The following is a 26,082-nucleotide window of genomic DNA, read 5'->3' as shown; positions in this document are numbered from 1 at the left end:
AGAGCTACCCGCAGGTGTCCACCGCGCGGGGACGTTTTAGCCCGACCGGATCAGTAGCGTTTTCCGGCATGAAGGGGTATTCGATGCACAAGGCCGGGGGAACCGCGGCGGTGATCGCGGCCTGTCTGCTTCTGGCGGGATGCGACGAGGAAACAGAAGCGGATTCGGCACCGAGCAGCGCACCGGTCAGCCAGGCCGCGTTCACCGGCGCGAAGAAAATCACCGTGGACGGCAAATCGGTGAACGTATCGTGTTCGGGAACGCTGGAAAAAGGCAAACCGGTCGTCATTCTGCTGCACGGAGGCGGTGACGCGCTGGACAAATTCGCCAGTCTGCAGGAAACGCTCGGCAAGAAGAACCGGGTGTGTTCCTACGACCGGCTCGGCGCGGGCGGCAGCGATCAGCCCGCCGACCGGCAGACGTTCGAGACCACCGGAAAGGTGCTGACCGGCGTCCTCGGCCAGCTCGCCGCGGATTCGCCGGTCGTGCTGGCAGGGCATTCGCTCGGCGGGCTGATCGCCGCCCGCTACGCCCCGGACCACCAGGACAAGGTCAAGGGCCTGGTGCTGATGGACGCCACCTCGCCGACCCAGGGCGCGGACCTGACCAGGGAAATCCCCGCCGACGCCACCGGGGACGCGGCCGATCTCCGCGCGCAGACCCTGGCGGTCTTCAACGGCGAAAGCCCGGAAAAACTGGTCGTCGCCGACGCGGACGTGAAATCCGCCGGGGACATTCCGGTCGAGGTGATCAAGCACGGGAAGGAATACCTCGCGCAACTGCCGCAGTACGGTCCGGGATTGGAACGGGCGTGGACCGAGGGCCAGGTGAAGTGGCTCGCGCTTTCCAGCCGCAGCGAACTGACCGTCGCGAAAACCAGCGGGCATTACATTTACCAGGATCAGCCGGACGTCGCCGTGCGGGAAATCGAGGACGTCGCCGCGCGAGTCGCGGGTTAATCGACCAGTCCGTGCCGATAAGCGTAAACGACCGCCTGCACCCGGTCGCGGACGCCGAGTTTGGCGAGCATGCGCGAAACGTAAGTCTTCACGGTCTCCTGGCTGAGCACGAGCGCCGCGGCGATTTCGCTGTTGGAAAGGCCTTCCGCGACCAAACGGAGGACTTCCAGCTCGCGCGGGGCCAGCGGAAGGTCGCCCGGATCCGCGGCAGCGGGGCGGATCCGGGTGGCGTACCGGCCGACGAGCTGGCGCGTCACCTCGGGGTCGAGCAACGCCGCGCCGGACGCGACGGTCCGGATCCCGTGCAGCAGCTGGTCCGGCGGAGCGTCCTTGAGCAAGAACCCGGAAGCCCCGGCGCGCAACGCCTGGTAGACGTTCTCGTCGAGGTTGAAGTTGGTCACCACCAGCACTTTCACCGGTGCCGCGACGTCGGAGCCGGCCAGCAGACGGGTCGCGGTGATGCCGTCGAGCACCGGCATCCGCACGTCCATCACGACGACGTCCGGGCTCAGCTCGCGAGCCAGCTCGACCGCGGCCTGCCCGTCGCCGCATTCGCCCGCGACCTCCAGGTCCGGCTGCGCGTCGATGATCGTCACCAGCCCGGTGCGGACCAGCACCTGGTCGTCGGCGACGAGGACCCGCAACGGCGCGCTCACGCCGGAATCCGGGCCCGGACGCAGAACCCGCCGCTTTCGCCGCGCCCCGCGGCGAAGTCTCCCCCGACGTCGCCGACCCGATCGCGGAGCCCCGCCAGCCCGCGCCCGCTGCCGCCGACCGCCAGGTCGACCTCGCTCTCGGTGCGGACTTCCACGATGATGTCCTCCGCGCCGTGCCGGACCTCAACCGAAGTCGGGCTGCCGGGCGCGTGTTTGAGGGCGTTGGTCAGCGCTTCCTGCACGACCCGGTACGCCACCTCCGATTTCGCGGGCGTGCCTACCTCGGTGAACTCCACCGGCTGCCCAGCTCGCCGCGTCTGCTCGACCAGCGTGTCGAGCCCGAGGGCGGGCTGGACGCCGGGGTTGAGCACGTCGAGCAGATTCCGCAGCTCAGCGATGGCTTGGCGGCCGGTGCCGCTGACCGTGGCGAGCGTCTGGTCGAGCCGCTCGCCGGTGAGATACCGCGCGGATTCGGTCTGCACGACCATCGCGGTCACGTGATGAGTCACGACGTCATGCAGCTCGCGAGCGATCCGCGCCCGCTCCGCCGCGCGCGTTTCCTCGGCGACCCGGCGGCGCCGTTCGGCCTCCGCGGCGCGGGTGGAGCGCAGCCACGCCCCGATCCCCCACACGACGACCAGCGACAGGTAGAACGCGGCCACTCCCGCCGCCGATTCCCCGCCGCCACGCAGCGGAAACGCGGCCACGAACAGCAGATACGCCGCAGTGAACCCGACTGCCGCCGCCCGGCGTCCCCGATCCGCCCGCCAGCCGGCGTTGAGCACCGCGACCGGCAACGCCGAGCCCGCGAACGAGTGGTAACCGCACAGCTGGTCGATCGCGAACCCGGCCGACACCAGCGCGAGCACCGCGATCGGCCATCGGCGGCACCCGGCGAGCGACAACGACTGCAGCGCGACCGCTCCGACGGCCAGCGCGTCGAACGGCCGCGACGGCAGCCCGCCGAACTGCGTGCCGAACGTCTGCAGGGACGGCAGCAGCGATCCGGCGAACAACACCAGCCCGAGCAGGGGAAACCACACCGCGTGCCGAGCCCGCGAGACCCGCAGGAGGTTGATCACCCGGCGAGTGTATTCCGGACGAAAAGGATGCCGTACGCGCTCACCCGGCGGTATGGACGGCAGGGCACGAGTGTTGCCCCTGCACCGCGCTCAGCCCCGGCCGTTGGCCACCCATTCTTCGCGGGTCAACGCGTACTCGACCTCACCGTGTTCCGTGCCCGGCAACGGATCGTCGAAGTGCAGGTGGAAGGTGCGGACGTACCTCAGCCCGGACCGCTCCATCACCCGCCGCGACGGAGTGTTCACTGCCATCGTCTGTGCCCACACCCGCTGCGTGCCGAGCTCGGTGAATCCTTTGTGGATCGGCGCCCGGGAGCCTTCCGTCGCATACCCGCGACCCCAGGCTTTCGCCAGCAGCCGGTAGCCGAGTTCCAGCTCCGTCGTACTGCCGTCTTCCGGCGGCTGCAAGGAAATCCAGCCGATGAACTCGTCGGTCGCCTTTTCGATCGCCGCCCATTGCCCGGCTGGTCCGCGTTGGTAATCGGCGAGAATTCCGGGCAGCACCTGCTGTTCGATCTCGGCGCGAGGCGTCGGCGCGCCGGTGAGAAACCGCATCACTTGAGGGTCGCTGTCGAGCTGCACCAGATTGTCTAAGTCGGCTTCGGTGAACCGCCGCAGCAGCAACCGATCCGTCTCCAGAACTATCACCCGATCACCAATCCGGCCGCCGCCGCGATCCGGTCGCGAGATTCCAGCAGCCTGGTCCTGAGCTTCGGCACATCCACTCCCAGCAACCGGCCGTCCCGCTTGACCGCCTTGCCCCCGACGAAGACGCTGTCGACCACGCCTGGATGCGCAGCTGTGACCACTGTGGACACCGCGTCGTTGACCGGGAACACCGACAGATCCTCCGCGTCGATGAGCACCAGATCCGCGTTTTTCCCGACACTGATACTGCCCGCCCGGTCACCACGCCCGCAGGTACGGGCACCGTCCACAGTGGCGAACTCGAGCAGGTCGCGCGCGACAAGACCGCCGTCGAGACCGCGCTGCGCGGCAAACGCCGTACGCATAGCCGAAAACATGTCGCCCCCTACAGACGGACAGTCGTCAATGGACAATGATGGCCGGATCCCAGCCGCCAGCAACCGTCCGGTATCCGGCCATCCCATCCCCATCTTCAGCTCGACGTCCGGGCTGACCGTCACCGAACAGCCCGCGTCCGCGAGGATCGCCAGCTGTGCGTCGGTGAGACCGTTGCCGTGAACTATCGTCGTCCGGTCGTCAAGCAGTTTTCGTTCGCGCATTTCGGGAATCGAGTCACCGGCCGCGCGGTGGATGTGCACGCTCACCCTGAGGCCGAGTTCCCGCGCCAACGCGACGTCGGCGGCCGTCGTGTCCATTGTGGTCAGCATCGGCCCACGCAACCCGAAGGCCATTTCGTCGCCGGTTAGCCGCTTCCGCACGCGGACGGTGTCGGCTGGGTCCATCGCGCTGTAGCAAAAGATGGATCTCCCAGGAGCCTCCTGGAGCGCGTCGATCGCCGCGTCGGCGTGCTCCGGCCGGTCGGAGCAGTGGAACCAGTCGAGCATCGTCGTCACGCCCGAGTTCAGCGCTTCGAGCCGCCCCAGCAGGTTGCCGAGATACACGTCCTCCGGCAGGTAGTGGGGCCGGAGCCGTTCGTGCATGACCTCGCGGTATTCGGCGAACGTCCAGTCCGCGCCGAGCCCGCGGAACGCCGTCTGCCAGGTGTGCCGATGGGTGTCCACGAATCCCGGCAGGACGATCTTGCCCGAGGCGTCCACGACCTGGGCGTCGGCCTGGATCGAGGGCCCGACCGCCGCGATCCGCCCGTCCTCGATGAGCACGTCCCCGCGCGGGAGATCCCCGATCGCCGGGTCAAGACTGACCACGGTCCCGTTCTGGAGCAATGTCCGCATGAACCCTCCCCAAAGTTGATACATCAACTCTAGAGCCGCTGGAGTTGATGAGTCAACTCCCCGGGTACGCTTCCGGTTCATGACCCCCGACGACTGGGAGCTGTGGAACGCCTGGGTGCACGCACAACGCCTGCTCACCCGCGAACTGGATCGCGGACTGCAGCGTGACTGCGGCATCTCGAAGGCCGAGTTCAGTGTCTTGGTGACCCTCTGGCGCACGCCCGGCCACGAAACGCGCGTCGCCGACCTGGTCGAGGCGCTCGGCTGGGAGAAGAGCCGGGTCTCGCACCAGCTGACGCGGATGGAGTCGCGCGACCTGGTCGCCCCGACCCGCAGCGGCCCCAGCGGACGGCGCACCGGAATCGCCCTCACCGCACATGGCCGCTCGGTCACCCAGGAGGCGTTGGTGGTGCACGGCAGCAACATTCGCCGCCATTTCCTCGACGAATTGACCCCCGACCAGGCCGACACCATCCGATCATGGGCCGAAGAGACCATCGCGCGAATCGAGCCAGCCGGCTGACCGGACGCTACCGTGTTCCGAAGATGACTACAGGTATCCGAAAGGTTGATGCCGGATGAGCGACGCATCGGGCAAAGCAGCGTCGCCGGCCGCGGACCGGACGCTGACCGTGTTGGAAGCCCTCGTGCGGGCTGAGGAGCCGCTGACGCTGACCGCCCTCGCGAAGGCCGCCGGGGTGCCGCTCGCCACCTGCGCGTCGATCGCGTACACGCTGGAGCAGCGGGGGTATGCCGTGCGGCGGGTCGTCGGGCGCAGCCACTTCTGGCGTCCCACCCTGCGGCTTTACGGTTTGGCCATCGAGTTGGTGCGGAAGGTCGACCTGCCTTCGCTCGTCCAAGCCGACCTGCGACGTCTTGCGGAGAGCCTAGGGATGCCCGCGCATGTGGGGATCTTGGAGGACGCTTCGGTGGTTTATGTCGCCAAGGCATCCACGCCTGGGTTCGTCCAGTTCGACACTTATCGGGGGAAGGTCGCGCCGTTCGATCTGACCGCCCTGGGTCGGGCTATCGCGGCGCATCTTCCGGAGGCTGAGCTGAAGCCGTTGCTGTCTCGCCTTTCGCGCGGGGTTGGGCCCAAGGCTGCGGCTCCGGATGCGGGTCAGTTTTTGGCGTTGCTGGCGAAGGTGCGGGCGGATGGGTATGCGATTGAGAGCGAGGAGGAGCAGGCTGAGATCGCCTGCCTCGCTGCGCCGTTCTTCGACGCCGAGGGGGCTGTGGCCGGGGCCGTTGGAGTGACGGGGTTTGCGCGGCAGTTGGTTGGAGAGAAGAGGAAGGCTGCGGTGCGTGGGGTGGTGCAGGTTGGGCAGGAGGTCTCACGGCGGTTGGGGTTTGCGGTGTGAATGGCCGAAGTCCTAGGCGTCAGCAGCGGCCAGTGCAAGTTAGGGCATCTGGCGACAACAAGGTTTCCTAGAAACACCGCCACATCGTTCACCACCGCATACCAAAGATTGCGGAGACGATCCGGGTTGTCCGGGTTCGGTTCAACGTTCGCCCTGAACCAGTCGTTGAGCTCCTGCACCGACTCGTCCTCGTCCCCAATCTCGATCCCGTTGCGATGGAGCAACCTCCGCAGGCGCTCGACCCGCTCAGGCACCGCCTTCATGAGGCGCTCATAAGACTCGCGCGCCTGGCTCTTCGTCAGCTCCGCATGCGGCCGGTCGTACGGCGGCACGTACGGTTCGCAACCATCAATCTTTAGGATCAAATTTTCGCGCCGCCTTCGCTGCTTTCCGCTGGAAGCGCTCGTCAGGTTTCTTCGCATCCGCCCACGCTGGCGAGTTGTGGACAAGCAGCTTGGCTTCACCGAGCGAAATTCCGGCAATCCTCGACACCACATCCACGCAGCCACCCTTAGGGCAACCCATCTTACGCAGTTCAGCTACCAAATAATTTAGATCAACGCCTTGCTCGAGCAAACGTCGTGCATCATCATCATATTCGTAGAAGTCGATATCTCTCATTTCAAAGAATTTGCCGTCTGCCATCTCCGTACCCTACTTCCTGGTGCCAAATGCGGGCCTCGTCGCACGTCTTGGATGCGACAAGCGACGGGTCCGGACCTGCGTTGCGCGCGCTGCGCCCGGCCGGGCCGCTTCTTGTCGCCACGCCAACGGCATTGCGTCTCCCTCCCCGATCGACTATCTTCCTGAATCAGGAAGACTTCTACGAAATACCGGAAGATAGGCCAACCGGAGTATCGGGGAGACGTCGTGGGCGCACTGTTGCGCTGGGCGGAGGCCGACCGCGCCGTGGTGCGCGGGGTGCTTTCCGAGGCGCTCGTTCTGGTGTCCATCGGCGCGACCGAGCAGCATGGGCCGCACTTGCCTACTGGGACCGATGGCTTTCTCGCGGCTGCGGTGTGCGAGCGGGCGGCCGAGTTGGCGGCACCGCGGGCTGGGCGGGCGTTGTTGCTCGCGCCGACCATTCCGTACGGGGCTTCCGATCATCATCTGCCCTTCAACGGGACACTTTCGCTGTCGCCGCAGACCTTGTTGCATGTGCTCGACGACCTCGCCCGGTCGATCGCGGTGCAGGGTGGGCGGCGGCTGGTCATCGTCAACGGGCACGGGGGCAACGTCGGCGTCTGTCATGCGTTCGCTGGTGCGGCGTCGACTCGGCACGGGCTTGCGGTGGCGCACACTGATTACTGGCGGGTCCTTGAGCCGGAGGACATCGTGCCTGGGCATGCTGGTGAGTTCGAGACGTCGATGATGATGGCGGTTCGCGGGGAGCTGGTGCAAGAACCGGCGGCGAGGGAGTTGCCCGCAACAATCAGGGTGTCTGATGTGGACATTCATTCCGAGCGGGTTTGGCTGAGTATCGACGGGTATACCGACCGGCCTGAGTTGGCTGCCGTGGATCAGGGCAGGCAGTGGTTCGAGAGGATCGCCAGCGGGCTCGCGGATCGGTTCGTCGAGCTGGCGGAGGTGTTGTGAAGCCATGATCGTGGACGTGCACACTCACACTCCCACCCACCAGGCCGCGGTGCCGGAGGACGAGCGGCGCGTTTACGAAGGGTGGCGGACCGACCGGGCTGTGGTCACTACGAATTCTTGGGCGGATTACGACAAAGCTACCGAGGTCGCCGATCTGTCGATTGTGTTCAACATTGCTGTTGAGGAGCCGGAAGAGGCGACTGGGCTGCCGTATCGGGCGGAGGATACTAATACTGCTACGGCGGCGTTTGTGACGGCTGACCCTGGGCGGCGGATTGGGTTTATGTCGGTCAATCCCACTGCGGCCGACGTGTTCGACGAGGCTGATCGGTGCCGGGAGCTCGGGCTGGTCGGGGTGAAGCTCGGGCCCAATTATCAGAATTTCGATCCGCTGGGTCCGAAAGCGTTGGAGTTCTACGGTTATTGCGAGCGGCATGGGTTGCCGATCTTGTTTCATCAGGGTGCGTCGCCGATCCGGCAGGCGCCGTTGCGGTACACGTATCCGCTGGTCACCGACGAGGTCGCGCTGCAGTTCCCGGAGCTCCGGATCGTCATGGCGCACATGGGCCATCCCTGGGGACGCGAGACTGTGGTGACCATCCGCAAGCATCCGCACGTGTATGCGGACGTGTCTTCGATTTACCTCCGGCCTTGGGTCTGTTACGAATCACTGCTCGCGGCGCAGGAGTGGGGCGTGCCGCACAAGCTGTTGCTTGGTTCGGACTTTCCGATCGCCACCACCGCGGAGGCGATCGCCGGGATCCGGCGGGTCAACGACATCGTCGCGGGCACCGCGTTGCCGAAGATCTCGCCCGAACTGATCGAGGGAATCATTCACGCGGACGCGGTCGCCGCGCTCGGCCTTCAGAAGGGGATTCGATGACGCCTATTCGCGGAGTGTCTCCCGTTCTCGAGGTGCCTTTCACCGACGACGGCGACATCGATGTTTCCGGCTTCCGGCGGGTCATCCGGCAGGTGCTCGGGACCGGGGTCGGCAGTGTGATGTTTCCTGGCTTCGCCTCGGAGTTCTACAAGTTGGCCGAGGACGAGCGGCACACGCTGACCGAGGTGTTGCTGGCGGAGACGAACCCGCGGTCGGACGTCCTGGCCATTATCGCGGTTCAGGACCATGCGACGCGGCTGGCGGTGCAGCGGGCCAAGGAAGTCGTGGCCGCGGGGGCGGACTTGATCAATCTTCTGCCGCCGCATTATCTGCAACCGTCACGGAAAGCGCTGGTCAAGCACATCCGGGAGGTGCTTGACGCGGTCGCGCCGACTCCGGTGGTGTTGCAGTACGCGCCCGAGGAGACCGGGACCAGTCTTGACGCGGATGTGCTGCGCAAGATCGCCGCCAAGCATGCCAATCTGCAGCTGGTCAAGGTCGAATCCAGCCCGCCTGGACCGTTGATCGCCGAGCTGGCCGCCGGGGATCCGCCGATACCGGCGGTCGAAGGGTATGCGGGCGTGCAGTTGCCGGACGCGATCCGGCGCGGGGCGGTCGGGACGCAGCCGGGGTGTTCGTTCACCGAGATCTACGTGGAGATCTGGCGGCGGTTCGAGGACGGCGACGAAGCGGGCGGCGACGAGTTGCATCGGCGGCTGCTGCCCTACATTTCCTATTGGATGCTGGACACTGAGCGGATTATCGCGGCGGAGAAACTGATTTCCGTACGCCGTGGGTTCTTCGGCAGTCCGTACTGTCGCGCGCCCGCGCATCGGCTCGACGCTGAGGACATCCGGATGATCGACCGGTTTCTCGCCGAGTTCCGCGAGTTTCTGTGAACACCGTCGACGACCTCGAGGTCACCGCGGTCAGCCCGGTCGTCCGGCCGGAACTGGTCGTGGCCGGGGCTCGCGGGACGCATGACCATTCCGACTTCCTGCTGGTCCGGGTGACCACTTCGGACGGTGCGACCGGGCTGGGCGAGGTCAGCGCGACGCTCCAGTGGAGTGGCGAGGACGCTGGCACGGCGGAATATCTCATCAAGAAGGCACTTGCCCCGGCGATCCTCGGCCGGCCGCTCGTCCCCATCGCCGATCTTGAGCGGCGCATGGACGAGGCGGTGGCCGGTGCGCCGTTCACCAAAGCCGGGATTTCGACGGCGTTGTGGGACGCGTACGCGCGCACGCTCGGAGTCCCGCTCGCGGTGGCGCTCGGGGGCCCATTAAGGACTGAGGTGCCGGTGAAGTGTTCGCTCAGCGGCAGCGGGCAACGGCTCCACGACGTCTACCAGTCAGCCTTCGCGGCCGGATTTCGCAGCTATAAGCTCAAGATTGGCTTCGATCCTGAAGAAGACGCGCGTCGGCTCGCGGAGGCACGGGAGCTCGTCGGAGCAGACACGTTCCTCGGGCTGGACGCGAACGGTGGTTACCGGCTCGGAGACGCTGCCCGGGCGATTGAGTTGATGCGCGGCCAGGGTCCGGCGTTTCTCGAACAGCCGGTGACGCCTGGCGATCTGGCCGGGATGCGGGAGTTGCGCGGACGCGGGTTGTCCATTGTGGCCGATGAAAGCGTGTTCGGCACGGAAGACCTCGTGTCGGTGATCCGGGCCGAAGCGGCGGACGCGGTCAGCCTGTACATCGGCAAGGCGGGCGGGCCGGGCAGAGTGGTGGCGATGGCGCAGCTCGCGAACGCGTTCGGGCTCGACGTTGTGCTCGGTTCCAATGGGGAGCTTGGCATTGGCGCGGCGGCCCAGTTGCACGCGGCGTGTGCTGCGCCTGAACTGTCGGCCCGGATTCCGTCTGACATCATCGGCGCGCATTACTACGAGCGCGACATCCTCAAGACGCCGTTGAACAGCGACGGCCAGACCGTCCGGCTCGGCGACGCGCCCGGACTCGGCGTCGAGGTGGCTGACGATATCGCCGCCGGGTTCAGGAGCGTCCGGTGAACCGGTCGAGGACGTTTGCCGTGACCGCGGAGACGCCGTCGTCTACCAGCACGGCGGACGTCCAGGCGATCGACCCGACGGAGAACACCTCGCCGCCGCTGGCCGTGGCGTAGCAAGCGATTTCGCCGCCGCCGTCGCCGGGGTTCAGGCCGCGGGCGAGTACGTGAGTCCCTTGTGGACTGTGCAGGCCGGTCTTGTCGGTTTCGTGTCCGGAAGCACCGCCGGGGCACCGTTCGTGCAGGCTTCGGACGCCGAACAGGTCTCCTTTGTCCAAGCCGGTGCCGCGGAAAGCCCAGTGGCTGGGGTCGACGACCTCGTATGGCGCTCCGGTCATCGCGCCTGCGCTGGTGAACACGACGCCGAACAGCTCCGACGTCGGCCGGAACGTGCGGTGCATCCGGCTCTCATACGCACTGGACTCGACGGCCTGGGTGCGGAAGCGCAGTGCGTCCGAAGAGAACGCCACTTCGCAGTCCGCGACATTGCCGCCGAAGTTGGCCAGTTTTCCGCCGCGATCGTGCACCCAGGAATAGACCGCGGAGTACATCTCGCGGGACCAATACTCCGGATGCGTGCTCAGGACCAACGTGCGGTAGCTGTCCAACGGCAGAGTTCCGTCGTGCAGGTGCGCGTCGGAGTAGAGGTCGTACGCGTAGCCGTTGCGTTCCAGCCAGCTGAGCAGCCGCCATTCCGCGGCGGCCAGGTGACACGGTTGCCTGCCGCGGATCGGGTCCTCCGGCTGGGCGTCGGCGCTGAGCTGGTTCAGCGGTTCTGGGCGTTCAAAGGAGAGCGGCGGGTACGCGTCGTCGGGCAGGGCGTGTTCGCTGAAGCTTGATTCCAGGTAGCGGGGCATTTCCAAGCGGGGCACCAAAACTGGCGCGGAAGGGAGACCGGAGGCGTTGATGTAATTGCTGCGGCCGCCGAAATTGTTGTAGGCGTTCCAGGTGTTCGTGGACGCGACGACGGCGATCGGCGCGGTCGGCTGGCGTGGCGCGACTACCCAGGGAAACGAAAACCGGGTCCCGGATTCGCCTTCGACGTGGAAGTAGTACAGGCCGCTGCGGTCGGGAGCCGTGACGTACTGGCGGTGGGACGGATCGACGTATCCTTTTTCGTTGAACCGCACGCCGGTTTGCGTGTAGTCGCCATCGGGCGTGACCTGCACGGTGGCGCGCGGTGCATGTTCGTCGAACCAGCCGATCAGCGCGGTCTCCTCGGCCGCCGCGCCGTATCGCCACAGGCTCAGGCGGTACGGCTCGGGGCTGTGGATCCGGAATTCGCCTTCGTCGCCGCTGCGGGTCCATTTCGGCCACAGGTAACCGAAAATCTGGTCGGACAGCAGCCGGAACTGGTGCGGTTCAGCTCCGAGCGCGAGGTCGACGTGTTTGGCGCCGTAGCCGTCCTTGGCGAGGGTGACGCGGTAGTTGCCGGGCGGAACGTCGGCGTGGATTGCGCCGGTCGCGGTGGAGCGGGCGGTCCAGTGCGCATCGCCGGCGTTGATCTCGACCGCGACATCGGGCAGGGCGAGATAGCGTTCGTCGCTGACGTATCCCAGCAAGGTCATACTGTCGCGGCTTTCGGTTCAACGGCCGGTTCCGGCAACGGTTGCCCGGCGCGTTCGGGCAACAGCAGCATCGCGATCGCGCTGAGCACGCAGCCGGCTATGACGTAAATACCGACGCCCCACACCGCGCCGGTCGCGCCGACCAGCAACGCGCTGAGGTACGGCGCGAATCCGCCGCCGAGCACCGCAGTGAGCTGATATCCCAGGTTGACGCCGGTGACGCGCGAGCGAGTGTCGAACAATTCGGACAGAATCGTCTGGGACAGCGCGGACATCGCCATCACGAACACCGAGAAGCCCAGCACCATCGCGACCGCCACGAGGACCGGGTTCTTCGTCTCGAACAACCAGAACACCGGGAAGATCACCACGGCGAGCCCGATACAGCCGCCGAGGAACACCGGTTTCCGGCCGATCCGGTCGGACAGCGCGCCCCAGGTCGGCGCGAGAACGATCTGCGCGCCGGCGGCGACCATGGTCGCGGTGAGCGCCACGGACGCGGGCATTCCGAGATCCTTTTTGACATACGACGCGCCGTAGGTGGTGATGACGTAGCCGCCGATGCTGTTGGCGAAACCGAACAGAACACCGTAGATCAAATTGCGTGGCCGGCGCAGCACAGCGACCAGCGGAATGCGCGCGCCGACGTCCTTCTTGCGTGCGCGTTCGAACTCCGGCGTTTCGCCTACGCGCATCCGGATGATCAAGCCCGCGACCAGCAGCACGAAGCTGAGCAGGAACGGGATCCGCCAGCCCCAGGCCAGGAAATCCCGGTCGGGAAGCGTCGCGAACAACGCCATCAGCCCGGAGGAAATGAGCAGCGCGACACCTGCCCCGGAAAGGAGCAGGGCCCCGTAGAGACCGCGTTTGCGCGGCGGGGCGTGCTCGACGGCCAGCGAGATCGCGCCGCCCATTTCGCCGCCGGTCGAAAAGCCCTGCAGCAGCCGCAGGATCACCAGCAGAATCGGGGCCGCGACGCCGATCTGGCGGTATCCGGGAAGCGCCCCGATGAGAATCGTGGCGATCCCCATCAGCACGATGGTGAGGATCAAGGCCTTCTTGCGGCCGAACCGGTCCGCGATGTGCCCGATCACGATGCCGCCGACCGGGCGCAGCACGAACCCGACGGCGAAGGTGGCGAACGACGACAGCTGCCCGGTGAGCGGGTCCTCGGACGGGAAGAACACGGCCGGGAACACGACGGCGGCGGCCAGGCCGAACAGGTAATAGTCGTAGTACTCGAGCAGCGTGCCGATGCTGGAAGCCAGCACCGCGGACCGGCGCGCCGAGCGTGCCGGGGCCGAGCCTGCCGAGCCGGAGCGGTCTGCGCCCATGTCGCCCGCACCTCCTGATCCGATGGTGGATCAAGGCCGGTCGACCTCGACCCCAGCGCCCCCGAATCCCGCATTTTCGAAATACCGTAGATGCGTCTTCTATTTCGGAAAGATTAGTCTATGCTGGCGGCGTCGGACAAGGGGAATCTCGGGGCGGGCCGGCGGGTTTCTTCTCGTGCGCGCGGGCCGCCGAGCCGTGGAGGGGTCGTCCATGACGTTGAGCCGTCGTCGTCTTTTGCAGTTGTCCGCGGTCGCGGCGGGCGCGGCCGTCGCCGGGACCGGAACCGTTGCCCACGCAGCGGAAAAGGAGCCGGACTGGGCCAGGTTGCGCAGGCGGCTGCGCGGCGCGCTGCTGCAGCGGAACGACGCCGGCTACGCGGAAATCCGCCCGCCGTTCAACCTGCTCTACGACGATCGCTATCCGCCGGCGATCGCCCGGTGCGCCGACGCCGACGACGTCCGGAAGTGCCTCGAGTTCGCCGCGGAATACACTGTCAAGTTCGCGGCGCGCAGCGGCGGGCACAGTTACGTCGCGTATTCCACTCCGGGCAACGGATTGGTCGCGGACCTCAAGTTGATGAACCGCGTCGAGGTCCGCCGGAACGGCACCGCCGTCGTGGGTGCGGGCACGCGGTTGCTCGACGTCTATCACGCACTCGCCGCCGAAGGACGCGCGTTGCCGGGCGGCACGTGCGGTTCGGTCGGCATCGCCGGGCTCGCGCTCGGCGGCGGGATCGGCGTCCTGATGCGGAAGTACGGACTCACCTGCGACCACCTGGAAGGCGCGAAAGTCGTGACGCCGCGCGACTTCCGGGTGCATTCGGTCGACCCGGGCTCGGACCTCGGCTGGGCGCTCACCGGCGGGGGCGGCGGGAATTTCGGGGTCACCACGGAGTTCACCTTCCGCACGGTTCCCGCGCCGCCGCGGGTCACCGTGTTCGTGGTGAACTTCCCCGAGGGATCCGGTACCGACGTCTACGGGGCCTGGCAGGACTGGATCACCGCCGCGCCAAGGGAATTCTGGTCGAACATCTCGGTGCTCGGCGGCCCGAACCCGGCGGCGGGCGTTCCGGGCTGCCTCCTCGGCGGCGAACAGCAGGCCCGCGAACTCATCGCCGATCTGGAACGCCGGGCCGGGGTCAAGGGCACGGTCAGCGGTTTCCAGGAGACGGACTACCTGGGTGCGATGGATTTCTGGTCCGGAAGCTTGGAGCGTCGCCGGTTCATGGCCGCTTCCCGGGTGCTGGCGAAGAAGGCCGATCCGGCGCGGCTGAGCGCGCTCGTCACCGGCGAGACCAAGGTCGCGCTGGAGATCAACCCGCTCGACGCGGCGGTCTCCGACGTGCGGCCCACCGACACCGCGTTCGCCCACCGCGGGGTTTTCGGCGACGTGCAGGTCTACCTCAGCGCCGCCCCGGACGTCGACCGGGAGACCGCGAAGCACGAGGTGAACGATGTCCAGGCACGGCTGGCGGAGATCGCCACCGGCGGCGCGTACGTCAACTACATCAACGACGACCAGCAGGACTGGGCCACCGCGTACTACGGGGTGAACCTTCCGGCGCTCCGGGCGGCAGCGGCGAAGTACGACCCGAGCGGGGTGCTCGCGTTCGAGCAGGGTCTCTCGCCGCGCCCGGTGTGAAAGCCGGTCTGCGGCCGGCGCAGGACTCCGGCCGCAGACCGGCGGGCTACGCGGCGACCTGCAGAATCCAGGTCACGCCGAAGCGGTCCCGGAGCATTCCGAACGCCGGGGCCCACTGCGACGGGCCGAACGCCTCGACGACCGTCGCGTCCTCGGACAGCTTCTTCCAGAATCCACCGACCTCGTCGACGGAATCGCCGCTGACGGACAGGAAGAACTTCTCCGTGGTGATGGTCATCCCGTTCTCGCGGGTGGTCTCGCCGACCGGGGCGGCCGCCGCGACGCCCGGCACGTCGTAAGCCATCACCTGGAAGCCGTTCTCGCCCGTCACCTGTCCGAACACCACGCGGTCCGCGCCGGGTGCGTCCTGGGGCATGCCGAAGTCGCCGTACGTGGCGATCCGGAGTTCCCCGCCGAACACCGACCGGTAAAACTCGAGCGCCTCCCTGGCCTCGCCCCGGAAGTTCAAGTGGGCGACGGCGTGCACTGCCATGATTTCGACTCCTCGATTCCCGCGCCGGACTCGTTCCCGCGCTGGAACCGAGACTCGCAGCAGTAGCGGTCAGGCAGTGACCGCTACTTCCGGCATGATCGAAACCATGCGAAAGGTGACCGACGCCGAGCGGCGTGACCGGATCGGGCTGCGGCACGCGTTGGCGACCGCCGCGTCCGGAGTGGAGGCCGCCGTCCGCGCGGTCACGTGCTTGCACGCGACTGAGGCCAGCAGCATCTATCTGTCCGCGTACGCCCGGTCCCGCGCCGACCGCGAGTCCATTTCGGACGCTCTGTTCGGCAAGCGGACGGTAGTGCGGCAGTTGGCGATGCGCCGGACCGTTTTCGCGTTTCCGGTCGATTTCCTCGCCGCAGCACGGGGAAGTGCGTCGGCCCGAGTTGCGAAACAGATGACCGCACGGCTGGCCAAAGACGCCGAACTCGCCGGAATAGACGACGGCCCGGCGTGGGTCGCCGACCGGTGCGCCGAGGCGTTGCAGGCGATCCGCGATGAACCCGGCACTACCGCACAGTTGCGTGATCGCATTCCCGAGCTGAACGCGCGGATCGCCGCCGAGGGACGGCCTGCGGTGCTCGCCCCGGTCGGCTCCCGGGTGCTTTCCGTGCTGGCGTCGAGCGGTTCGGTAGTCCGCGGGGACAACGCCGGACGCTGGCAGGTCTCCCGTCCAGTGTGGACGGCGGTCGAACAGTGGCTCGGCGAGGATCCAGGCGTGCTGGACGAACGCGAAGGCTACCGGGAACTGGTGCGGCGCTGGCTGTGGTCGTTCGGGCCGGGGACCGAGGACGACCTGGTGTGGTGGCTCGGCGCGACGAAAACCGCGGTCCGCCGGGCGCTGGACGACGTCGGCGCGACGCCCGCCCTGCTGGAGGACGGCACCCCGGCGTGGCTGCACCCCGACGATGCCGAGGAGGTCCGCCTCGACCAGGACTGGGCGGCCCTTCTCCCGACCCTCGACCCGACGACGATGGGCTGGCGCCGCCGCGACTTCTACCTCGGCGACCACGGCCCGCACCTTTTCGACGGCGCGGGCAACGCCGGTCCGACCGCGTGGTGGAACGGGCGGATCGTCGGGACCTGGACGCAGCAGCCGGACGGGACGGTGACGGTCGTCCCGATCGAACCGTTGTCCCTCGCTGCCGCGGCGGCGTTGGAAGAGGAAGCCGCGAAACTCACCGCCTGGTTCGACGGTGAGGTGGTCGCGACCGGTTACGTGCCGCCGATGGTTCAGGGACGGATCAGCCGCGGCGGCGGAGCTTCGGGTCGGTAAGCGACGGCGGAACGTACGACACGTCGATCGGCCCCACGTCGGCGCCCGGCGCGACGATCTCGTCGATCCGGTCCAGGACATCGTCGTCCAGCCGCGTCTCGGCGCCCGCCAGTAAGTCATCGAGCTGCGGCAACGTCCGGGGGCCGAGGATCGCGGACGTGACGACGGGATGGTTGACCGCGAACGCCAGCGCCAGATGCGTCAGCGAAAGCCCGGCATCGTCGGCCACCTGAGCGAACTGCTCGACCGCCGCGTGCTTGCGCTCGTCGCTCATGTGCCGCGGCACGAACCGCAACTGCGCTTCCCGGAGCCGCTCGCCGCCGGGCCGGTAGCGGCCGGTCAGCAGTCCCATCGCGAGCGGACTCCACACCAGGACCCCCATGCCGTACCGGTCGCACACCGGCAGGATTTCGCTCTCGATCCCCCGGTTGAGCAGCGAGTACGTCGGCTGCTCGGTCCGCAGCCGGGCCAGGCCCGCGCGTTGCGCCACCCACTGGGCTTCGACGATCTCGGACGCCGGGAAGTTCGAGGACCCGACTGCGCGCACCTTGCCGCTGCGCACCAGATCGGTGAGCGCGGAGAGGGTTTCTTCCAGATCGGTGTTCGGGTCGGGGTGATGAAGCTGGTACAGGTCGAGGTGGTCGGTTCGCAAGCGCCGCAACGACTGTTCCACCTCCGCGACGATCCAGCGCCGCGAACTTCCGCCGCGTCCTGGGCCCATCGAGCCGTTGACTTTCGTGGCCACGACCACGTCGTCGCGGCGGCCCTTCAACGCCGCGCCGAGGATTTCTTCGGACTCCCCGCCTGGCCCGTAAACGTCAGCGGTGTCCACGAAATTGATGCCCGCGTCGAGCGCCCGGTGCACCATCCGGACGCACTCGCTGTGATCGGGGTTGCCGATCTGCCCGAACTTCATCGTGCCGAGGCAGTAGGCGCTGACCTTGATCCCGGTCCGCCCCAAAAGCCGCATTTGCATGTGCCGGTTTCCTTTCCTGAGCAAGGTCACGGTGGCAGGGGAAGCGGCCAGGCGGTGTCCGCTACTGCGGGAAGTCTGGGAAAGTGCTCGGGTGACCGACGCCGTGCGGCCGCCCCGGCTCCGACGAGGAGACCGGGTCCGGCTCGTCTCCCCCGCCAGCTGGCCCACCGAAGAACTGCTCGCGGAATCCGTGCGGACGCTGGAAAGCTGGGGCCTCACCGTCGAGGTCGGCGAGCACGCCCTCGACCGGCACGGTTACCTCGCCGGGCTCGACGAGGACCGGCTCGCCGATCTCAACGCCGCCTACCGCGATCCCGGCGTGCGCGCGGTCATCGCGACCCGCGGCGGGGCCGGGGCGTACCGGATCGCCGACGGGATCGATTTCGCCGCCGTCCGGGCGGATCCCAAGCCGCTCATGGGGTTCAGCGACATCACCAACCTGCACCTCGCGCTGTGGCGGCACTGCCGGATCGCTGGGATCCACGGTTTCCTCGCCGGTGCGCGCTCCGCCGAATCGACCCGGCGGCTGCTGTTCGAGACCGAGCCCACGACGCTGCACCGGGATCCGGACGCGCTCACCGCCGCGGTCTCATTCCCCGGCACCGCCACCGGGAACCTGGTCGGCGGGCATCTCGGCACCGTCATCGGGTTCATCGGAGCCGGACTGCCCAGTCTCGACGGCGCGATCCTGTTCCTCGAAGCCCCGCGTGCGATCGGGCTCGGCCAGGTCGACCGGCAGCTGACGCACCTCATGCGGTCCAGTTCGCTGCGCGGTCTGCGCGGCCTCGCGCTCGGCCGGTTCCCCGGGTTCGAGGACTACACCGACCGCGGCTGGACCGTGCTGGACGTGCTGCGCGACCGGCTCGGCGCGCTGGACGTCCCGGTGCTCGGCGGCATCGATGTCGGCCACGGCGACGACCCGTTGTCGGTCCCGCTCGGACCGGTCGCGAAGATCGACGGGGACACGCTCACCGTCGGGCCCGCAGTCGGCTAGGCACCCCAGCTGAGGTGCCGGTAGTGCAGTCCGTTCTTCGACTCCTGCCACTCGCCGACCGTGTCCGGTTCCCGGCCGATCTCCGGCGCGTAGACGTCGCCCTCGAAGGACTCCCGGAGTTCGGTCACCTCGATCCGGTCGGCGAACGGCAGCGACTCCTGGTAAATCCGCGCGCCGCCCATCACCCAGACGTCGCCTTCAGCGGCCGCAAACGCTTGCTCCAGGTCAGGGAACGTCTCCGCACCCTCCTGCGGCGTGCGGGAGACCACCAGGTTCCGGCGCCCGGGCAACGGCCGGACGCGTTCGGGCAGCGACTCCCACGTGCGGCGTCCCATGAGCACCGTCGCGCCCGCGGTCACCGTGCGGAAGTGCTTCATGTCCTCCGGGATGTGCCACGGCAACGCGTTGTCGCGCCCGATGACGCGGTTCGCCGCCTGCGCCCAGATGAGTCCGATCATCAGACGGCCACCGGAGCCTTGATGCCGGGGTGCGGGTCGTAGCCCTCCAGCGAGATGTCCTCGTAGCGGTAGTCGAACAGGCTCTCCGCCGGCTTCAGGCTCAGCGTCGGGAACGGCCGCGCGTCCCGGGAAAGCTGCTTGCGCACCTGGTCCACGTGGTTGTCGTAGATGTGGCAGTCGCCGCCGGTCCAGATGAAATCGCCGACGCGCAGGCCGACCTGGTCGGCGATCATGTGCGTCAGCAGGGCGTAGCTCGCGATGTTGAACGGCACGCCGAGGAACAGGTCCGCGCTGCGCTGGTAGAGCTGGCAGGACAGTTCGCCTTCGGCCACGTAGAACTGGAAGAACGCGTGGCATGGCGGCAACGCCATCTGCGGGATGTCCCCGACGTTCCAGGCCGACACGATGATTCGCCGGGAGTCCGGGTTTTCGCGCAGCGTACGCAGGACGTCGCTGATCTGGTCGACGTGCCCGCCGTCGGGGGTCGGCCAGGACCGCCATTGTACGCCGTACACCGGGCCGAGGTCGCCGTCCGGGGCCGCCCACTCGTCCCAGATCGTGACGCCGTGGTCACGCAGCCACGTGACGTTCGAGTCGCCGCGCAGGAACCACAGCAGTTCGTACGCGATGGACCGGAAGTGCACCTTTTTGGTGGTGATCAGCGGGAATCCGTCGGCCAGCCGGTAGCGCAGCTGGTGCCCGAAAATCGACCGCGTGCCCGTACCGGTGCGGTCGCCCTTCGCGGCTCCGGTGTCGAGCACGTGCTGAAGCAGGTCTTCGTACTGCGTGTCCGGCATGTCTGCGGATGGTAGTCGAGCCAGCGCCGTGTCAGCGGGATATCAGCCGCCGCGGTGACGCTGGTCGCACCACCACCGAGAGGGGACCCGAAGATGACCCGCCCGCCCGGCCTGCCGCTCGAACGCGACGCAGGCCCGTTCGCCCCGCCGTCCGCCATCACCCGGCTGCGGGAGACCCGGCCGGTGAGCCCGCTGAAGTTCCCGGACGGGCACGACGGCTGGCTGGTCACCGGCTACGACGCGGTCCGCCAGGCGCTCGCCGACCCGCGGTTCAGCTCGCGCCAGGACCTCGGCGCGGTGCACGTGCCCTACGAAACGCCGAGCATGCCCGAGGCGCAGCAGGAGTTCGATCCGTCGCCGCAGGTGCCCGGCCTGTTCATCACGATGGACCCGCCGGACCACACCCGGCTGCGCCGGAAGCTCACCGGCGCGTTCACCGTCAACCGGATGAAACAGCTCGAGGAGCACATCGCCGAAATCGCGCAGCGGCAGCTCGATCACCTCGCCGAGCGTCCGCAGCCTGCCGATCTGGTGCAGGAATTCGCGCTTCCGGTTCCTTCGCTGGTGATTTGCGAAATGCTGGGCGTCCCGTATTCCGACCGGGAGACGTTCCAGAAGAACTCCACGCAGATGATGCTCCGGGACCAGAGCATCGAGGACAAAATGGCCGCCTGGACGGCGCTCACTTCATACCTCGGAAAGCTGGCGGCCGACAAGCGCGCGGACCCCGGGTCCGACATCCTGTCCGACCTGGCCCGCGACGACGACCTGAGCATCGAGGAGCTGGTCGGCATCGGCTTCCTGCTGCTGCTCGCCGGGCACGAAACTACGGCGAACATGCTGGCGCTCGGCACTTTCGCGCTGCTGGAAAATCCCGGGCAAATGGCCGCATTGCGCGCCGACCCGGATCTGATTCCGGGCGCGGTCGAGGAACTGCTGCGCTATCTGGCGGTGGTCGACGTTCTGTTCCGTTACGCGTCCGAAGACCTCGAACTCGGCGGCGAAAAGATCAGCAAGGGATCGACCGTCCTCATTTCGATGCTGGCCGCCAACCGCGATCCTTCGCGTTTTCCCGAAGGCGACGAGCTCGACGTCAAACGGAATGCGCGCACGCATGTGTCGTTCGGCCACGGCGTGCACCAATGCCTCGGACAGCAGCTCGCCCGGATCGAAATGCGCGCGGGATTTGCCGGGCTGCTGCAGCGCTTCCCGACGCTCGCCCTCGCCGTCCCGCCGGAGGAGGTGCCGCTGCGGACCGGCATGAACATCTACGGCGTTCACGAGCTGCCCGTGACCTGGTGACACCCGCCGTCAACGTATCGGTTGACGTGTGCCTGCGTCAACCGATACATTGACGACCATGACGGACTCCGTGCAGGCAATGGCCACCCGGTACTTCCGGCAACGCGAGAACCCCTTCCTCGCCGAACTGGTCCGCGCGGCGAGATCCGGCCGCCCGCCCGGCGAGGACCTCAGCGCTGAGGACGCGGCGGGAGCGTTGCACCTGGTCCCGGACGTCCGGCAAGACCTGGACCGCGCCGAGGTCACGCTGATCGAATCGGTCCTCGACCGCGGCTGGACCTGGGAACAACTGGGGGCGGAGTACGGCAACCGGTCCAAACAGGCGATGCAGCAGCACTACCGGCGGCGCGGCGGGACGCGTTCCTGGCCAGCAAAGGAACGCCCGCCGCGCACCGAATCACCGCATCGGCTGACCGACGAGGATCTGGACCCGGCCGATGTGGCGAAGGTGCGCGAGGCGATCAGCGCGTTGCTCGCCACCGCGCACGACGTCGCCGAAACCCACACGGTCGACGGGGTGTGGACCGCGGGCGAACCGATCCTGGAGGAGATCTCGGCAGTCGGGCTGGATCCGTTGCCCCGCTTGGAAGTCGCGTGCCGCGCTGCCGCCGCGGCCATCGAGGACATGGTCGTCGCGGGCTGGGAACGCCGCGATCCGGGCCGGACGGAACGGCAGCGGCAGTCGTGGACGGTGCGACTGGAGGACGAGATGCGAGACATGGCGTCCTGGCTCGATCGGGAACCGCAAGGGCGGCTTCTTCCGCGCGCCGACCGTCCGTTGACCGTCGGGACGACTACTGCTGAGCGAGCGGACCACGTGGAGATCGCCGCCGAGGACGTGCAAGAAGTGCAGGAATCGATCAGCCTGACGCTCTCACGCTTGGAAGCCCATCGCGCCGTGTTTGATCAGGTCATTGCCGAGTTGAAGCGACGCCAGGCCGAACTGTCCTAAGCGGATTCATCGGGACGGAAGCCATCGCCGTTCTTTGTCCCTCGCGAATGGCACCTCCGAGGCCAGTCCGCGCGGGATGAGCACCAGTGCTTCTCCGGCGAAGCTGACCCCGATCGCCAACTGGTAGGGCCTCGCCTGATCGTGCATGCCGCATTTCACTGCCAGCACAGTGAATCCGATCGAGACGGCAACGCCGAGCACGAACAGCGCGAGGCTCGATTTCCGGTAGCGCTGCCACAGTTCGCCCTTCTTCGCGTACAGCCGGATCGTCGCGCCGCGCGCCGCTCCGAAGGCGAGACCGACCGCGCAGCTGCCGACGATCCACCACACGTCAGCGCTGGTCAGACCCTTGAACCCGACGACACCCGCGACGCCGATCGCGATCAGCACGATCGGCGGCGCGACGGTGTCACGCCAGTTCAACGGCTCCCCGAGCATCCGGAACACCAGCATCACTACGACACCGACTGCCAAGCTCGCGAGTACCCATCCGCTCATCACGGACCCTCCCCAGGACACGTTTTAGCACTTGCATGCTAAATCCATCGTGGCACCACCGTGCTATAAACGCAACCATGCCCAAGATCGTGGTGCCGGAAGACCGCCGCAAAGCTGTCAGCGAAGCCGTGGTCCGGGTAGTGCGCCGCTCCGGGGTCGAAGGCGCGACGCTCGGCAACGTGGCCAAGGAAGCGGGCCTCGCGATCGGGTCGATCCGGCATTACTTCGCCGACCACGAGGCGATGATGATCTTCACCATGGACCAGCTCGGCCGCCGGATCGGCGAGCGCGTCGCGGTTCGCGCGGACCGGCTGCTCGCCGCTGAAACCGGCCGCCGGACGCTGGTCGAAGACCTGCTCGCCGAGTTCCTCCCGCTCGACGACGAACGCCGGGACGAGGCGATGGCCTGGCTGGCGTTCACCGTCGCCGCGCGCACCCGTCCGGCGTTTCGCGCGAGCGCCGACGCGCAGCACCAGAACCTGCGCGACCTGATCACGCGAATCCTGCGCGAGGCCGTCGCGCTCGGCCGGCTTCCCGAGGAACTGGACCTGACCGTCGAAGCGGTCCGCCTGTCCGCGCTGCTCGACGGACTGACCATGCAGGCGGTGCTGCACCCCGAATCGACGCCGCCGGAACTGCTCGTCACCGCGCTGCGGCGAAGCCTGCCGTAACCCCGGGTCCCTTGTGGACAAACCCCCGCGAGCGCGATTCATCGCTTGTGAACGCGCTGTGAATATTGCGAATTCCCTGTCGCCGCGGTGAGCGAAACCGCGGCGGTGCCAGTCATTTCCCCGCAGAACCGGCTGTGAACACTCACACCGCGTGCCGGAGCCGTTGCTCTGCGGGAGTGGGCGAGCACACAGTGATGCTCGGCCGGGGCATCCCGGCGAGCTCCCTTCCCCGTCTGGCACAAGGAGATTCGATGGATTACCGACCCACCCGGAGGACAGTCCGGATCACGGCGGCGACCGGGGCAGCCGCGCTTGCCGTGGCGTTGCTGCCGGGCACCGCGCTGGCCCAGCCGACCAACGACGCGCACCAGCCGAACGGCCTCATCAAGACCGCCACGCACACCCAGGTGCGCGAGGTCCAGCCGGTCGGCGGCGGCCTGCGCGCCGCGGCGCTGCCCGTGTCGAAGCAGCTCGAATACAACCAGCAGGTGCAGGAAAACGACCAGTGGTGCTGGGCGGCGGACGGCTCCAGCATCGAGCAGTCGCAGGGCGGCACCGCCTCGCAGGCCGAGTTCTGCGCGGCGGGCAAGGGCACCCAGGCCGGGTACTGCCCGAACGAGGGCGGCCAGATCTACGAGATCGTGCAGGGCTTCCAGGGCACCGGGTTCTCCGCGCAGGACGCGAACGGGCCGATCAGCTACTCGTCGATCCAGAACCAGGTCAACTCCGGGATCCTGAACCTGACCGGCATCTACTGGACCTCCGGCGGCGGGCACGCCGAGGTGATCTACGGCTACGACAGCTCGAACCAGTCGCTGATGGTCGGCGACCCGTGGCCGAGCTACGAGCGGTACCAGACCTGGGACTACAACCAGTACCGCAGCAACGCCCAGTTCACCTGGAACGACACCATCGTCAACATCAAGAAGGGCTGACGAGCCGCCATGGGTGAGATCTGCCGGAAGTTCGCCGCCGGCGCGGCGATCGCGGTCGCGGCGCTCCTGTCCGCCGGTCCCGCCGAGGCCGCCGGGGCCTCGTGGGTCGCGCCGCCGTCGGAGCAGGACGTCGCGGCCGCGGTCAAAGCCGCGGAAACGGCACGCGCGATCAGTTTCGCCAAGTCGAACTTCCGGCAGGTCGGGCACGCCGATCCGGGCCGGATCACCCTGGAGCACAAGGGTTTCCCGGTCTACACGCTCAACCCGGACTTCGTCGCCGACAAGCCGGGAGCGCCGGCCGGGGTGCTGCGGGCGATCGCGGTGACGGCCACCGCGGCCACCGGCGCGAAAGCCACTCTCCGCGCCGCGCCCGACCACGCCGCGCCGACCGGCTGGTCGGTCGGGAACGTGTTGTCCGGCAATGACGAGGAGGCGCTCAGCGCCCGGCTGCGCCCGGGTTCGGTGCTGCTGAACGAACCGCAGATCAACGGGTGGTACGACCTCGGCCGCGACGGCGTCGTGCTGCTCCAGGCCAGCCTTCCGCAGTCGCCGGTCGGCCAGTTCATGCCGATCGCCGAATACCAGCAGCAGGTGCATTCCCGGTACGCCGACAAGCAGCCCGGCTCGGATTACCAGCGCGGCGGCGGGCTCGGGTTCAAGCAGACCCTCCAGCGCGACACCGGACCGGCCGGTTCGCTGGTCGTCGGGCTGATCGTGCTCGGCTCCGCGGTGGTGCTCGGCGGCGCGTTCCTGGGGTGGCGCTGGAGGAAGCGGCGGATCAGTCCCAAATGAGGTCGACCCCGGCGATGCCCACGCCGAGTTCCTCGAAGTAGGCGCTGACCGTGTTCCCCGGCCCGCAGAACAGCGGCTCGCGGACCAGCAGTTCCAGGTCCTCCCTCGGCCGGACGGTCCGCAGGCAGCGCGCCGGCAGCGCGGCCGGGTCGAAGCGCAGCCGCAGCAGGTAGGCCGACATGCGGGAGCGCACGACCCGGTGGAAATTCCCCGGCCGGACCGAGGCGGCGGGACGCAGGGTGAACCCGAACGTGTGCGTCTCCCCCTCGGCGAGGCCGCGGTCGAAGAGCAATTCGAACACCATTCCGGCCGACCGCGCGCTGCGCCGCACCCGCCCGACCCGGCAGCCGTCGACCGCGATGATCTCGGTCGCCGTGACGTCGCTGCCGTCCTCGTCCTGGTGCGTCACCAGGAAGCTGTCCGGGCCGGATCTTCGCGCGCGCACCACCATGGTCGACGAGATCTCCGCGGTCCGGCCTTGCGCACCGAGCGTCAGCACGTCGACCACCGTCGCGACGTCCAGGTCCGCGTTCTCCTCGACGCCGGGCGTTCCGCTCAACTCGTCGCGCAGCGCGAACGTCTCCGCCCAGCTCTGCTGGAGTTCCGGCAGCGACGGCCTGCGGTCGGCGTCCGCGCTCCGGTGCGGTCCGATCAGCACCACGAGGCTGTCCGGCGGCAGGTTCAGCACCGACTCCAGAGCGCGCACGACATCGAGCGACCGGGGCGCGGACGGGCTGCGCAAACCGCGCTGCCAGTAACTCAGCGTGGACTCGGCGACCGACACCCCGTGCGCGGCGAGATGCGCGCGGAGCCGCGACAGGGACAACCCGCGCCGGTCGACAGCCTCGGACAACGCACGGTGAAACGGGCCGGACCGGACTGTTCGCGCCGACCACCGGACCGCCAAGCTCTGCTGCTGCATCTGGCTTCCCCTGCTCGTGCCGAATAGCTGTTCAGCATG

28 protein-coding genes are annotated in these 26,082 nt (G+C 67.8%); 15 read left to right on the top strand and 13 right to left on the bottom strand.

Annotation, left to right across the window (positions count from 1 at the left end; translation table 11 throughout):
- Window positions 1–14 precede the first annotated feature (14 nt).
- Window positions 15–959 carry an alpha/beta fold hydrolase gene (locus EIZ44_RS08760; protein WP_240691248.1) on the top strand — a complete coding sequence of 315 codons (945 nt, stop codon included), beginning with the start codon at window positions 15–17 and terminating at the stop codon, window positions 957–959.
- Here the strand turns inward: EIZ44_RS08760 and EIZ44_RS08755 are convergent.
- The 4 genes from EIZ44_RS08755 to EIZ44_RS08740 form a co-directional block, all read right to left on the bottom strand.
- Window positions 956–1,615, bottom strand: a complete 660-nt coding sequence (locus tag EIZ44_RS08755; RefSeq protein WP_134728202.1) for a response regulator — start codon at window positions 1,613–1,615, stop codon at window positions 956–958. The genes EIZ44_RS08760 and EIZ44_RS08755 overlap by 4 nt on opposite strands.
- Window positions 1,612–2,697 (bottom strand): sensor histidine kinase, encoded by a 1,086-nt coding sequence (locus EIZ44_RS08750; RefSeq protein WP_134728201.1) that lies wholly within the window; start codon window positions 2,695–2,697, stop codon window positions 1,612–1,614. Before EIZ44_RS08750 ends, EIZ44_RS08755 begins: the two co-directional genes overlap by 4 nt.
- 90 nt (window positions 2,698–2,787) lie before the next feature.
- A complete protein-coding gene (locus EIZ44_RS08745; RefSeq protein WP_134728200.1) occupies window positions 2,788–3,345 on the bottom strand; it encodes a GNAT family N-acetyltransferase in 558 nt (185 codons plus the stop codon).
- Entirely contained in the window at window positions 3,342–4,577 is a 1,236-nt protein-coding gene (locus tag EIZ44_RS08740) for an amidohydrolase family protein (RefSeq protein WP_167754043.1), read from the bottom strand. The genes EIZ44_RS08745 and EIZ44_RS08740 overlap by 4 nt, the downstream gene beginning before the upstream one ends.
- Before the next feature lie 79 nt (window positions 4,578–4,656).
- Between EIZ44_RS08740 and EIZ44_RS08735 the strand changes: the two genes are divergently transcribed.
- Together EIZ44_RS08735 and EIZ44_RS08730 are read left to right on the top strand one after the other, a co-directional pair.
- Window positions 4,657–5,100 carry a MarR family winged helix-turn-helix transcriptional regulator gene (locus EIZ44_RS08735; RefSeq protein ID WP_134728198.1) on the top strand — a complete coding sequence of 148 codons (444 nt, stop codon included), beginning with the start codon at window positions 4,657–4,659 and terminating at the stop codon, window positions 5,098–5,100.
- Window positions 5,101–5,155: 55 nt separating this feature from the next.
- Window positions 5,156–5,938, top strand: a complete 783-nt coding sequence (locus EIZ44_RS08730) for an IclR family transcriptional regulator (RefSeq protein ID WP_037816931.1) — start codon at window positions 5,156–5,158, stop codon at window positions 5,936–5,938.
- A 348-nt stretch (window positions 5,939–6,286) separates the two neighbouring features.
- On the opposite strand, the gene EIZ44_RS08725 is transcribed toward EIZ44_RS08730, so the two are convergent.
- Window positions 6,287–6,583 (bottom strand): hypothetical protein, encoded by a 297-nt coding sequence (locus EIZ44_RS08725; protein ID WP_134728197.1) that lies wholly within the window; start codon window positions 6,581–6,583, stop codon window positions 6,287–6,289.
- A 225-nt stretch (window positions 6,584–6,808) separates the two neighbouring features.
- Between EIZ44_RS08725 and EIZ44_RS08720 the strand changes: the two genes are divergently transcribed.
- From EIZ44_RS08720 to EIZ44_RS08705, 4 genes are read left to right on the top strand one after another with little or no spacing between them, the layout of a single operon-like run.
- Window positions 6,809–7,534, top strand: coding sequence for a creatininase family protein (locus tag EIZ44_RS08720; protein WP_037816933.1), 726 nt, complete (start codon window positions 6,809–6,811; stop codon window positions 7,532–7,534).
- Window positions 7,535–7,538: 4 nt separating this feature from the next.
- Window positions 7,539–8,417: an amidohydrolase family protein gene (locus EIZ44_RS08715; RefSeq protein WP_037816935.1), complete on the top strand. Its 879-nt coding sequence runs from the start codon at window positions 7,539–7,541 to the stop codon at window positions 8,415–8,417.
- Window positions 8,414–9,316 carry a dihydrodipicolinate synthase family protein gene (locus EIZ44_RS08710; RefSeq protein ID WP_134728196.1) on the top strand — a complete coding sequence of 301 codons (903 nt, stop codon included), beginning with the start codon at window positions 8,414–8,416 and terminating at the stop codon, window positions 9,314–9,316. The genes EIZ44_RS08715 and EIZ44_RS08710 overlap by 4 nt, the downstream gene beginning before the upstream one ends.
- Window positions 9,313–10,425, top strand: a complete 1,113-nt coding sequence (locus EIZ44_RS08705; RefSeq protein ID WP_134728195.1) for a mandelate racemase/muconate lactonizing enzyme family protein — start codon at window positions 9,313–9,315, stop codon at window positions 10,423–10,425. The genes EIZ44_RS08710 and EIZ44_RS08705 overlap by 4 nt, the downstream gene beginning before the upstream one ends.
- On the opposite strand, the gene EIZ44_RS08700 is transcribed toward EIZ44_RS08705, so the two are convergent.
- Window positions 10,409–11,989 carry a carboxypeptidase-like regulatory domain-containing protein gene (locus EIZ44_RS08700; protein WP_134728194.1) on the bottom strand — a complete coding sequence of 527 codons (1,581 nt, stop codon included), beginning with the start codon at window positions 11,987–11,989 and terminating at the stop codon, window positions 10,409–10,411. The genes EIZ44_RS08705 and EIZ44_RS08700 overlap by 17 nt on opposite strands.
- A complete protein-coding gene (locus EIZ44_RS08695) occupies window positions 11,986–13,323 on the bottom strand; it encodes an MFS transporter (protein ID WP_037816944.1) in 1,338 nt (445 codons plus the stop codon). Before EIZ44_RS08695 ends, EIZ44_RS08700 begins: the two co-directional genes overlap by 4 nt.
- 211 nt (window positions 13,324–13,534) lie before the next feature.
- Here EIZ44_RS08695 and EIZ44_RS08690 point away from each other — a divergent pair, with 211 nt between their 5' ends.
- Window positions 13,535–14,965 carry an FAD-binding oxidoreductase gene (locus tag EIZ44_RS08690; RefSeq protein ID WP_167754041.1) on the top strand — a complete coding sequence of 477 codons (1,431 nt, stop codon included), beginning with the start codon at window positions 13,535–13,537 and terminating at the stop codon, window positions 14,963–14,965.
- A 46-nt stretch (window positions 14,966–15,011) separates the two neighbouring features.
- Here the strand turns inward: EIZ44_RS08690 and EIZ44_RS08685 are convergent, their stop codons facing one another.
- Entirely contained in the window at window positions 15,012–15,458 is a 447-nt protein-coding gene (locus EIZ44_RS08685; protein WP_134728192.1) for a VOC family protein, read from the bottom strand.
- 106 nt (window positions 15,459–15,564) lie between these two features.
- Between EIZ44_RS08685 and EIZ44_RS08680 the strand changes: the two genes are divergently transcribed.
- The gene (locus EIZ44_RS08680; protein ID WP_134728191.1) at window positions 15,565–16,746 is read left to right on the top strand and encodes a winged helix DNA-binding domain-containing protein; all 1,182 of its coding nucleotides are present in this window, start codon (window positions 15,565–15,567) and stop codon (window positions 16,744–16,746) included.
- Here the strand turns inward: EIZ44_RS08680 and EIZ44_RS08675 are convergent.
- The gene (locus EIZ44_RS08675; RefSeq protein ID WP_037816950.1) at window positions 16,715–17,722 is read right to left on the bottom strand and encodes an aldo/keto reductase; all 1,008 of its coding nucleotides are present in this window, start codon (window positions 17,720–17,722) and stop codon (window positions 16,715–16,717) included. The two genes, EIZ44_RS08680 and EIZ44_RS08675, sit on opposite strands and share 32 nt — an antisense overlap.
- A 91-nt stretch (window positions 17,723–17,813) precedes the next feature.
- On the opposite strand from EIZ44_RS08675, the gene EIZ44_RS08670 reads away from it, so the two are divergent.
- A complete protein-coding gene (locus EIZ44_RS08670) occupies window positions 17,814–18,716 on the top strand; it encodes a S66 peptidase family protein (protein ID WP_205673077.1) in 903 nt (300 codons plus the stop codon).
- Here the strand turns inward: EIZ44_RS08670 and EIZ44_RS08665 are convergent.
- Together EIZ44_RS08665 and EIZ44_RS08660 are read right to left on the bottom strand one after the other, a co-directional pair.
- Entirely contained in the window at window positions 18,713–19,174 is a 462-nt protein-coding gene (locus EIZ44_RS08665) for a dihydrofolate reductase (protein WP_134728189.1), read from the bottom strand. The two genes, EIZ44_RS08670 and EIZ44_RS08665, sit on opposite strands and share 4 nt — an antisense overlap.
- Complete coding sequence (locus tag EIZ44_RS08660; RefSeq protein ID WP_134728188.1) at window positions 19,174–19,971, bottom strand: thymidylate synthase; 798 nt, start codon at window positions 19,969–19,971, stop codon at window positions 19,174–19,176. Before EIZ44_RS08660 ends, EIZ44_RS08665 begins: the two co-directional genes overlap by 1 nt.
- 93 nt (window positions 19,972–20,064) lie before the next feature.
- Here EIZ44_RS08660 and EIZ44_RS08655 point away from each other — a divergent pair, with 93 nt between their 5' ends.
- Window positions 20,065–21,273 (top strand): cytochrome P450, encoded by a 1,209-nt coding sequence (locus tag EIZ44_RS08655; RefSeq protein ID WP_134728187.1) that lies wholly within the window; start codon window positions 20,065–20,067, stop codon window positions 21,271–21,273.
- A gap of 58 nt (window positions 21,274–21,331) precedes the next feature.
- Window positions 21,332–22,225, top strand: coding sequence for a hypothetical protein (locus tag EIZ44_RS08650; RefSeq protein WP_134728186.1), 894 nt, complete (start codon window positions 21,332–21,334; stop codon window positions 22,223–22,225).
- A gap of 6 nt (window positions 22,226–22,231) precedes the next feature.
- On the opposite strand, the gene EIZ44_RS08645 is transcribed toward EIZ44_RS08650, so the two are convergent.
- Window positions 22,232–22,723 carry a DUF1453 family protein gene (locus EIZ44_RS08645; protein ID WP_134728185.1) on the bottom strand — a complete coding sequence of 164 codons (492 nt, stop codon included), beginning with the start codon at window positions 22,721–22,723 and terminating at the stop codon, window positions 22,232–22,234.
- Between the two features lie 77 nt (window positions 22,724–22,800).
- On the opposite strand from EIZ44_RS08645, the gene EIZ44_RS08640 reads away from it, so the two are divergent.
- The 3 genes from EIZ44_RS08640 (at window position 22,801) to EIZ44_RS08630 (ending at window position 25,121) form a co-directional block, all read left to right on the top strand.
- Entirely contained in the window at window positions 22,801–23,394 is a 594-nt protein-coding gene (locus EIZ44_RS08640) for a TetR/AcrR family transcriptional regulator (RefSeq protein WP_205673076.1), read from the top strand.
- Between the two features lie 251 nt (window positions 23,395–23,645).
- Window positions 23,646–24,329, top strand: coding sequence for a papain-like cysteine protease family protein (locus tag EIZ44_RS08635; RefSeq protein ID WP_051729261.1), 684 nt, complete (start codon window positions 23,646–23,648; stop codon window positions 24,327–24,329).
- 9 nt (window positions 24,330–24,338) lie between these two features.
- Window positions 24,339–25,121 carry a hypothetical protein gene (locus tag EIZ44_RS08630; RefSeq protein ID WP_037816959.1) on the top strand — a complete coding sequence of 261 codons (783 nt, stop codon included), beginning with the start codon at window positions 24,339–24,341 and terminating at the stop codon, window positions 25,119–25,121.
- On the opposite strand, the gene EIZ44_RS08625 is transcribed toward EIZ44_RS08630, so the two are convergent.
- The gene (locus EIZ44_RS08625; RefSeq protein WP_051729262.1) at window positions 25,108–26,043 is read right to left on the bottom strand and encodes a helix-turn-helix domain-containing protein; all 936 of its coding nucleotides are present in this window, start codon (window positions 26,041–26,043) and stop codon (window positions 25,108–25,110) included. The two genes, EIZ44_RS08630 and EIZ44_RS08625, sit on opposite strands and share 14 nt — an antisense overlap.
- Window positions 26,044–26,082: the final 39 nt, after the last annotated feature.

Source organism: Amycolatopsis nivea, from assembly GCF_004522235.1.
GTDB lineage: Bacteria > Actinomycetota > Actinomycetes > Mycobacteriales > Pseudonocardiaceae > Amycolatopsis > Amycolatopsis nivea.
Note: the sequence above shows the minus strand (reverse complement) of the source record. Positions and strands in the feature narration are given on the sequence as shown.

Coding starts and splice junctions, on each gene's coding strand:
- EIZ44_RS08625 (WP_051729262.1), bottom strand. CDS start 26,043: ATGCAGCAGCAGAGCTTGGCGGTCCGGTGGTCGGCGCGAACAGTCCGG.
- EIZ44_RS08730 (WP_037816931.1), top strand. CDS start 5,156: ATGAGCGACGCATCGGGCAAAGCAGCGTCGCCGGCCGCGGACCGGACG.
- EIZ44_RS08655 (WP_134728187.1), top strand. CDS start 20,065: ATGACCCGCCCGCCCGGCCTGCCGCTCGAACGCGACGCAGGCCCGTTC.
- EIZ44_RS08645 (WP_134728185.1), bottom strand. CDS start 22,723: ATGAGCGGATGGGTACTCGCGAGCTTGGCAGTCGGTGTCGTAGTGATG.
- EIZ44_RS08695 (WP_037816944.1), bottom strand. CDS start 13,323: ATGGGCGCAGACCGCTCCGGCTCGGCAGGCTCGGCCCCGGCACGCTCG.
- EIZ44_RS08630 (WP_037816959.1), top strand. CDS start 24,339: ATGGGTGAGATCTGCCGGAAGTTCGCCGCCGGCGCGGCGATCGCGGTC.
- EIZ44_RS08675 (WP_037816950.1), bottom strand. CDS start 17,722: ATGCAAATGCGGCTTTTGGGGCGGACCGGGATCAAGGTCAGCGCCTAC.
- EIZ44_RS08660 (WP_134728188.1), bottom strand. CDS start 19,971: ATGCCGGACACGCAGTACGAAGACCTGCTTCAGCACGTGCTCGACACC.
- EIZ44_RS08735 (WP_134728198.1), top strand. CDS start 4,657: ATGACCCCCGACGACTGGGAGCTGTGGAACGCCTGGGTGCACGCACAA.
- EIZ44_RS08690 (WP_167754041.1), top strand. CDS start 13,535: ATGACGTTGAGCCGTCGTCGTCTTTTGCAGTTGTCCGCGGTCGCGGCG.
- EIZ44_RS08740 (WP_167754043.1), bottom strand. CDS start 4,577: ATGCGGACATTGCTCCAGAACGGGACCGTGGTCAGTCTTGACCCGGCG.
- EIZ44_RS08685 (WP_134728192.1), bottom strand. CDS start 15,458: ATGGCAGTGCACGCCGTCGCCCACTTGAACTTCCGGGGCGAGGCCAGG.
- EIZ44_RS08650 (WP_134728186.1), top strand. CDS start 21,332: ATGACGGACTCCGTGCAGGCAATGGCCACCCGGTACTTCCGGCAACGC.
- EIZ44_RS08665 (WP_134728189.1), bottom strand. CDS start 19,174: ATGATCGGACTCATCTGGGCGCAGGCGGCGAACCGCGTCATCGGGCGC.
- EIZ44_RS08680 (WP_134728191.1), top strand. CDS start 15,565: ATGCGAAAGGTGACCGACGCCGAGCGGCGTGACCGGATCGGGCTGCGG.
- EIZ44_RS08635 (WP_051729261.1), top strand. CDS start 23,646: ATGGATTACCGACCCACCCGGAGGACAGTCCGGATCACGGCGGCGACC.
- EIZ44_RS08700 (WP_134728194.1), bottom strand. CDS start 11,989: ATGACCTTGCTGGGATACGTCAGCGACGAACGCTATCTCGCCCTGCCC.
- EIZ44_RS08640 (WP_205673076.1), top strand. CDS start 22,801: ATGCCCAAGATCGTGGTGCCGGAAGACCGCCGCAAAGCTGTCAGCGAA.
- EIZ44_RS08725 (WP_134728197.1), bottom strand. CDS start 6,583: ATGGCAGACGGCAAATTCTTTGAAATGAGAGATATCGACTTCTACGAA.
- EIZ44_RS08710 (WP_134728196.1), top strand. CDS start 8,414: ATGACGCCTATTCGCGGAGTGTCTCCCGTTCTCGAGGTGCCTTTCACC.
- EIZ44_RS08715 (WP_037816935.1), top strand. CDS start 7,539: ATGATCGTGGACGTGCACACTCACACTCCCACCCACCAGGCCGCGGTG.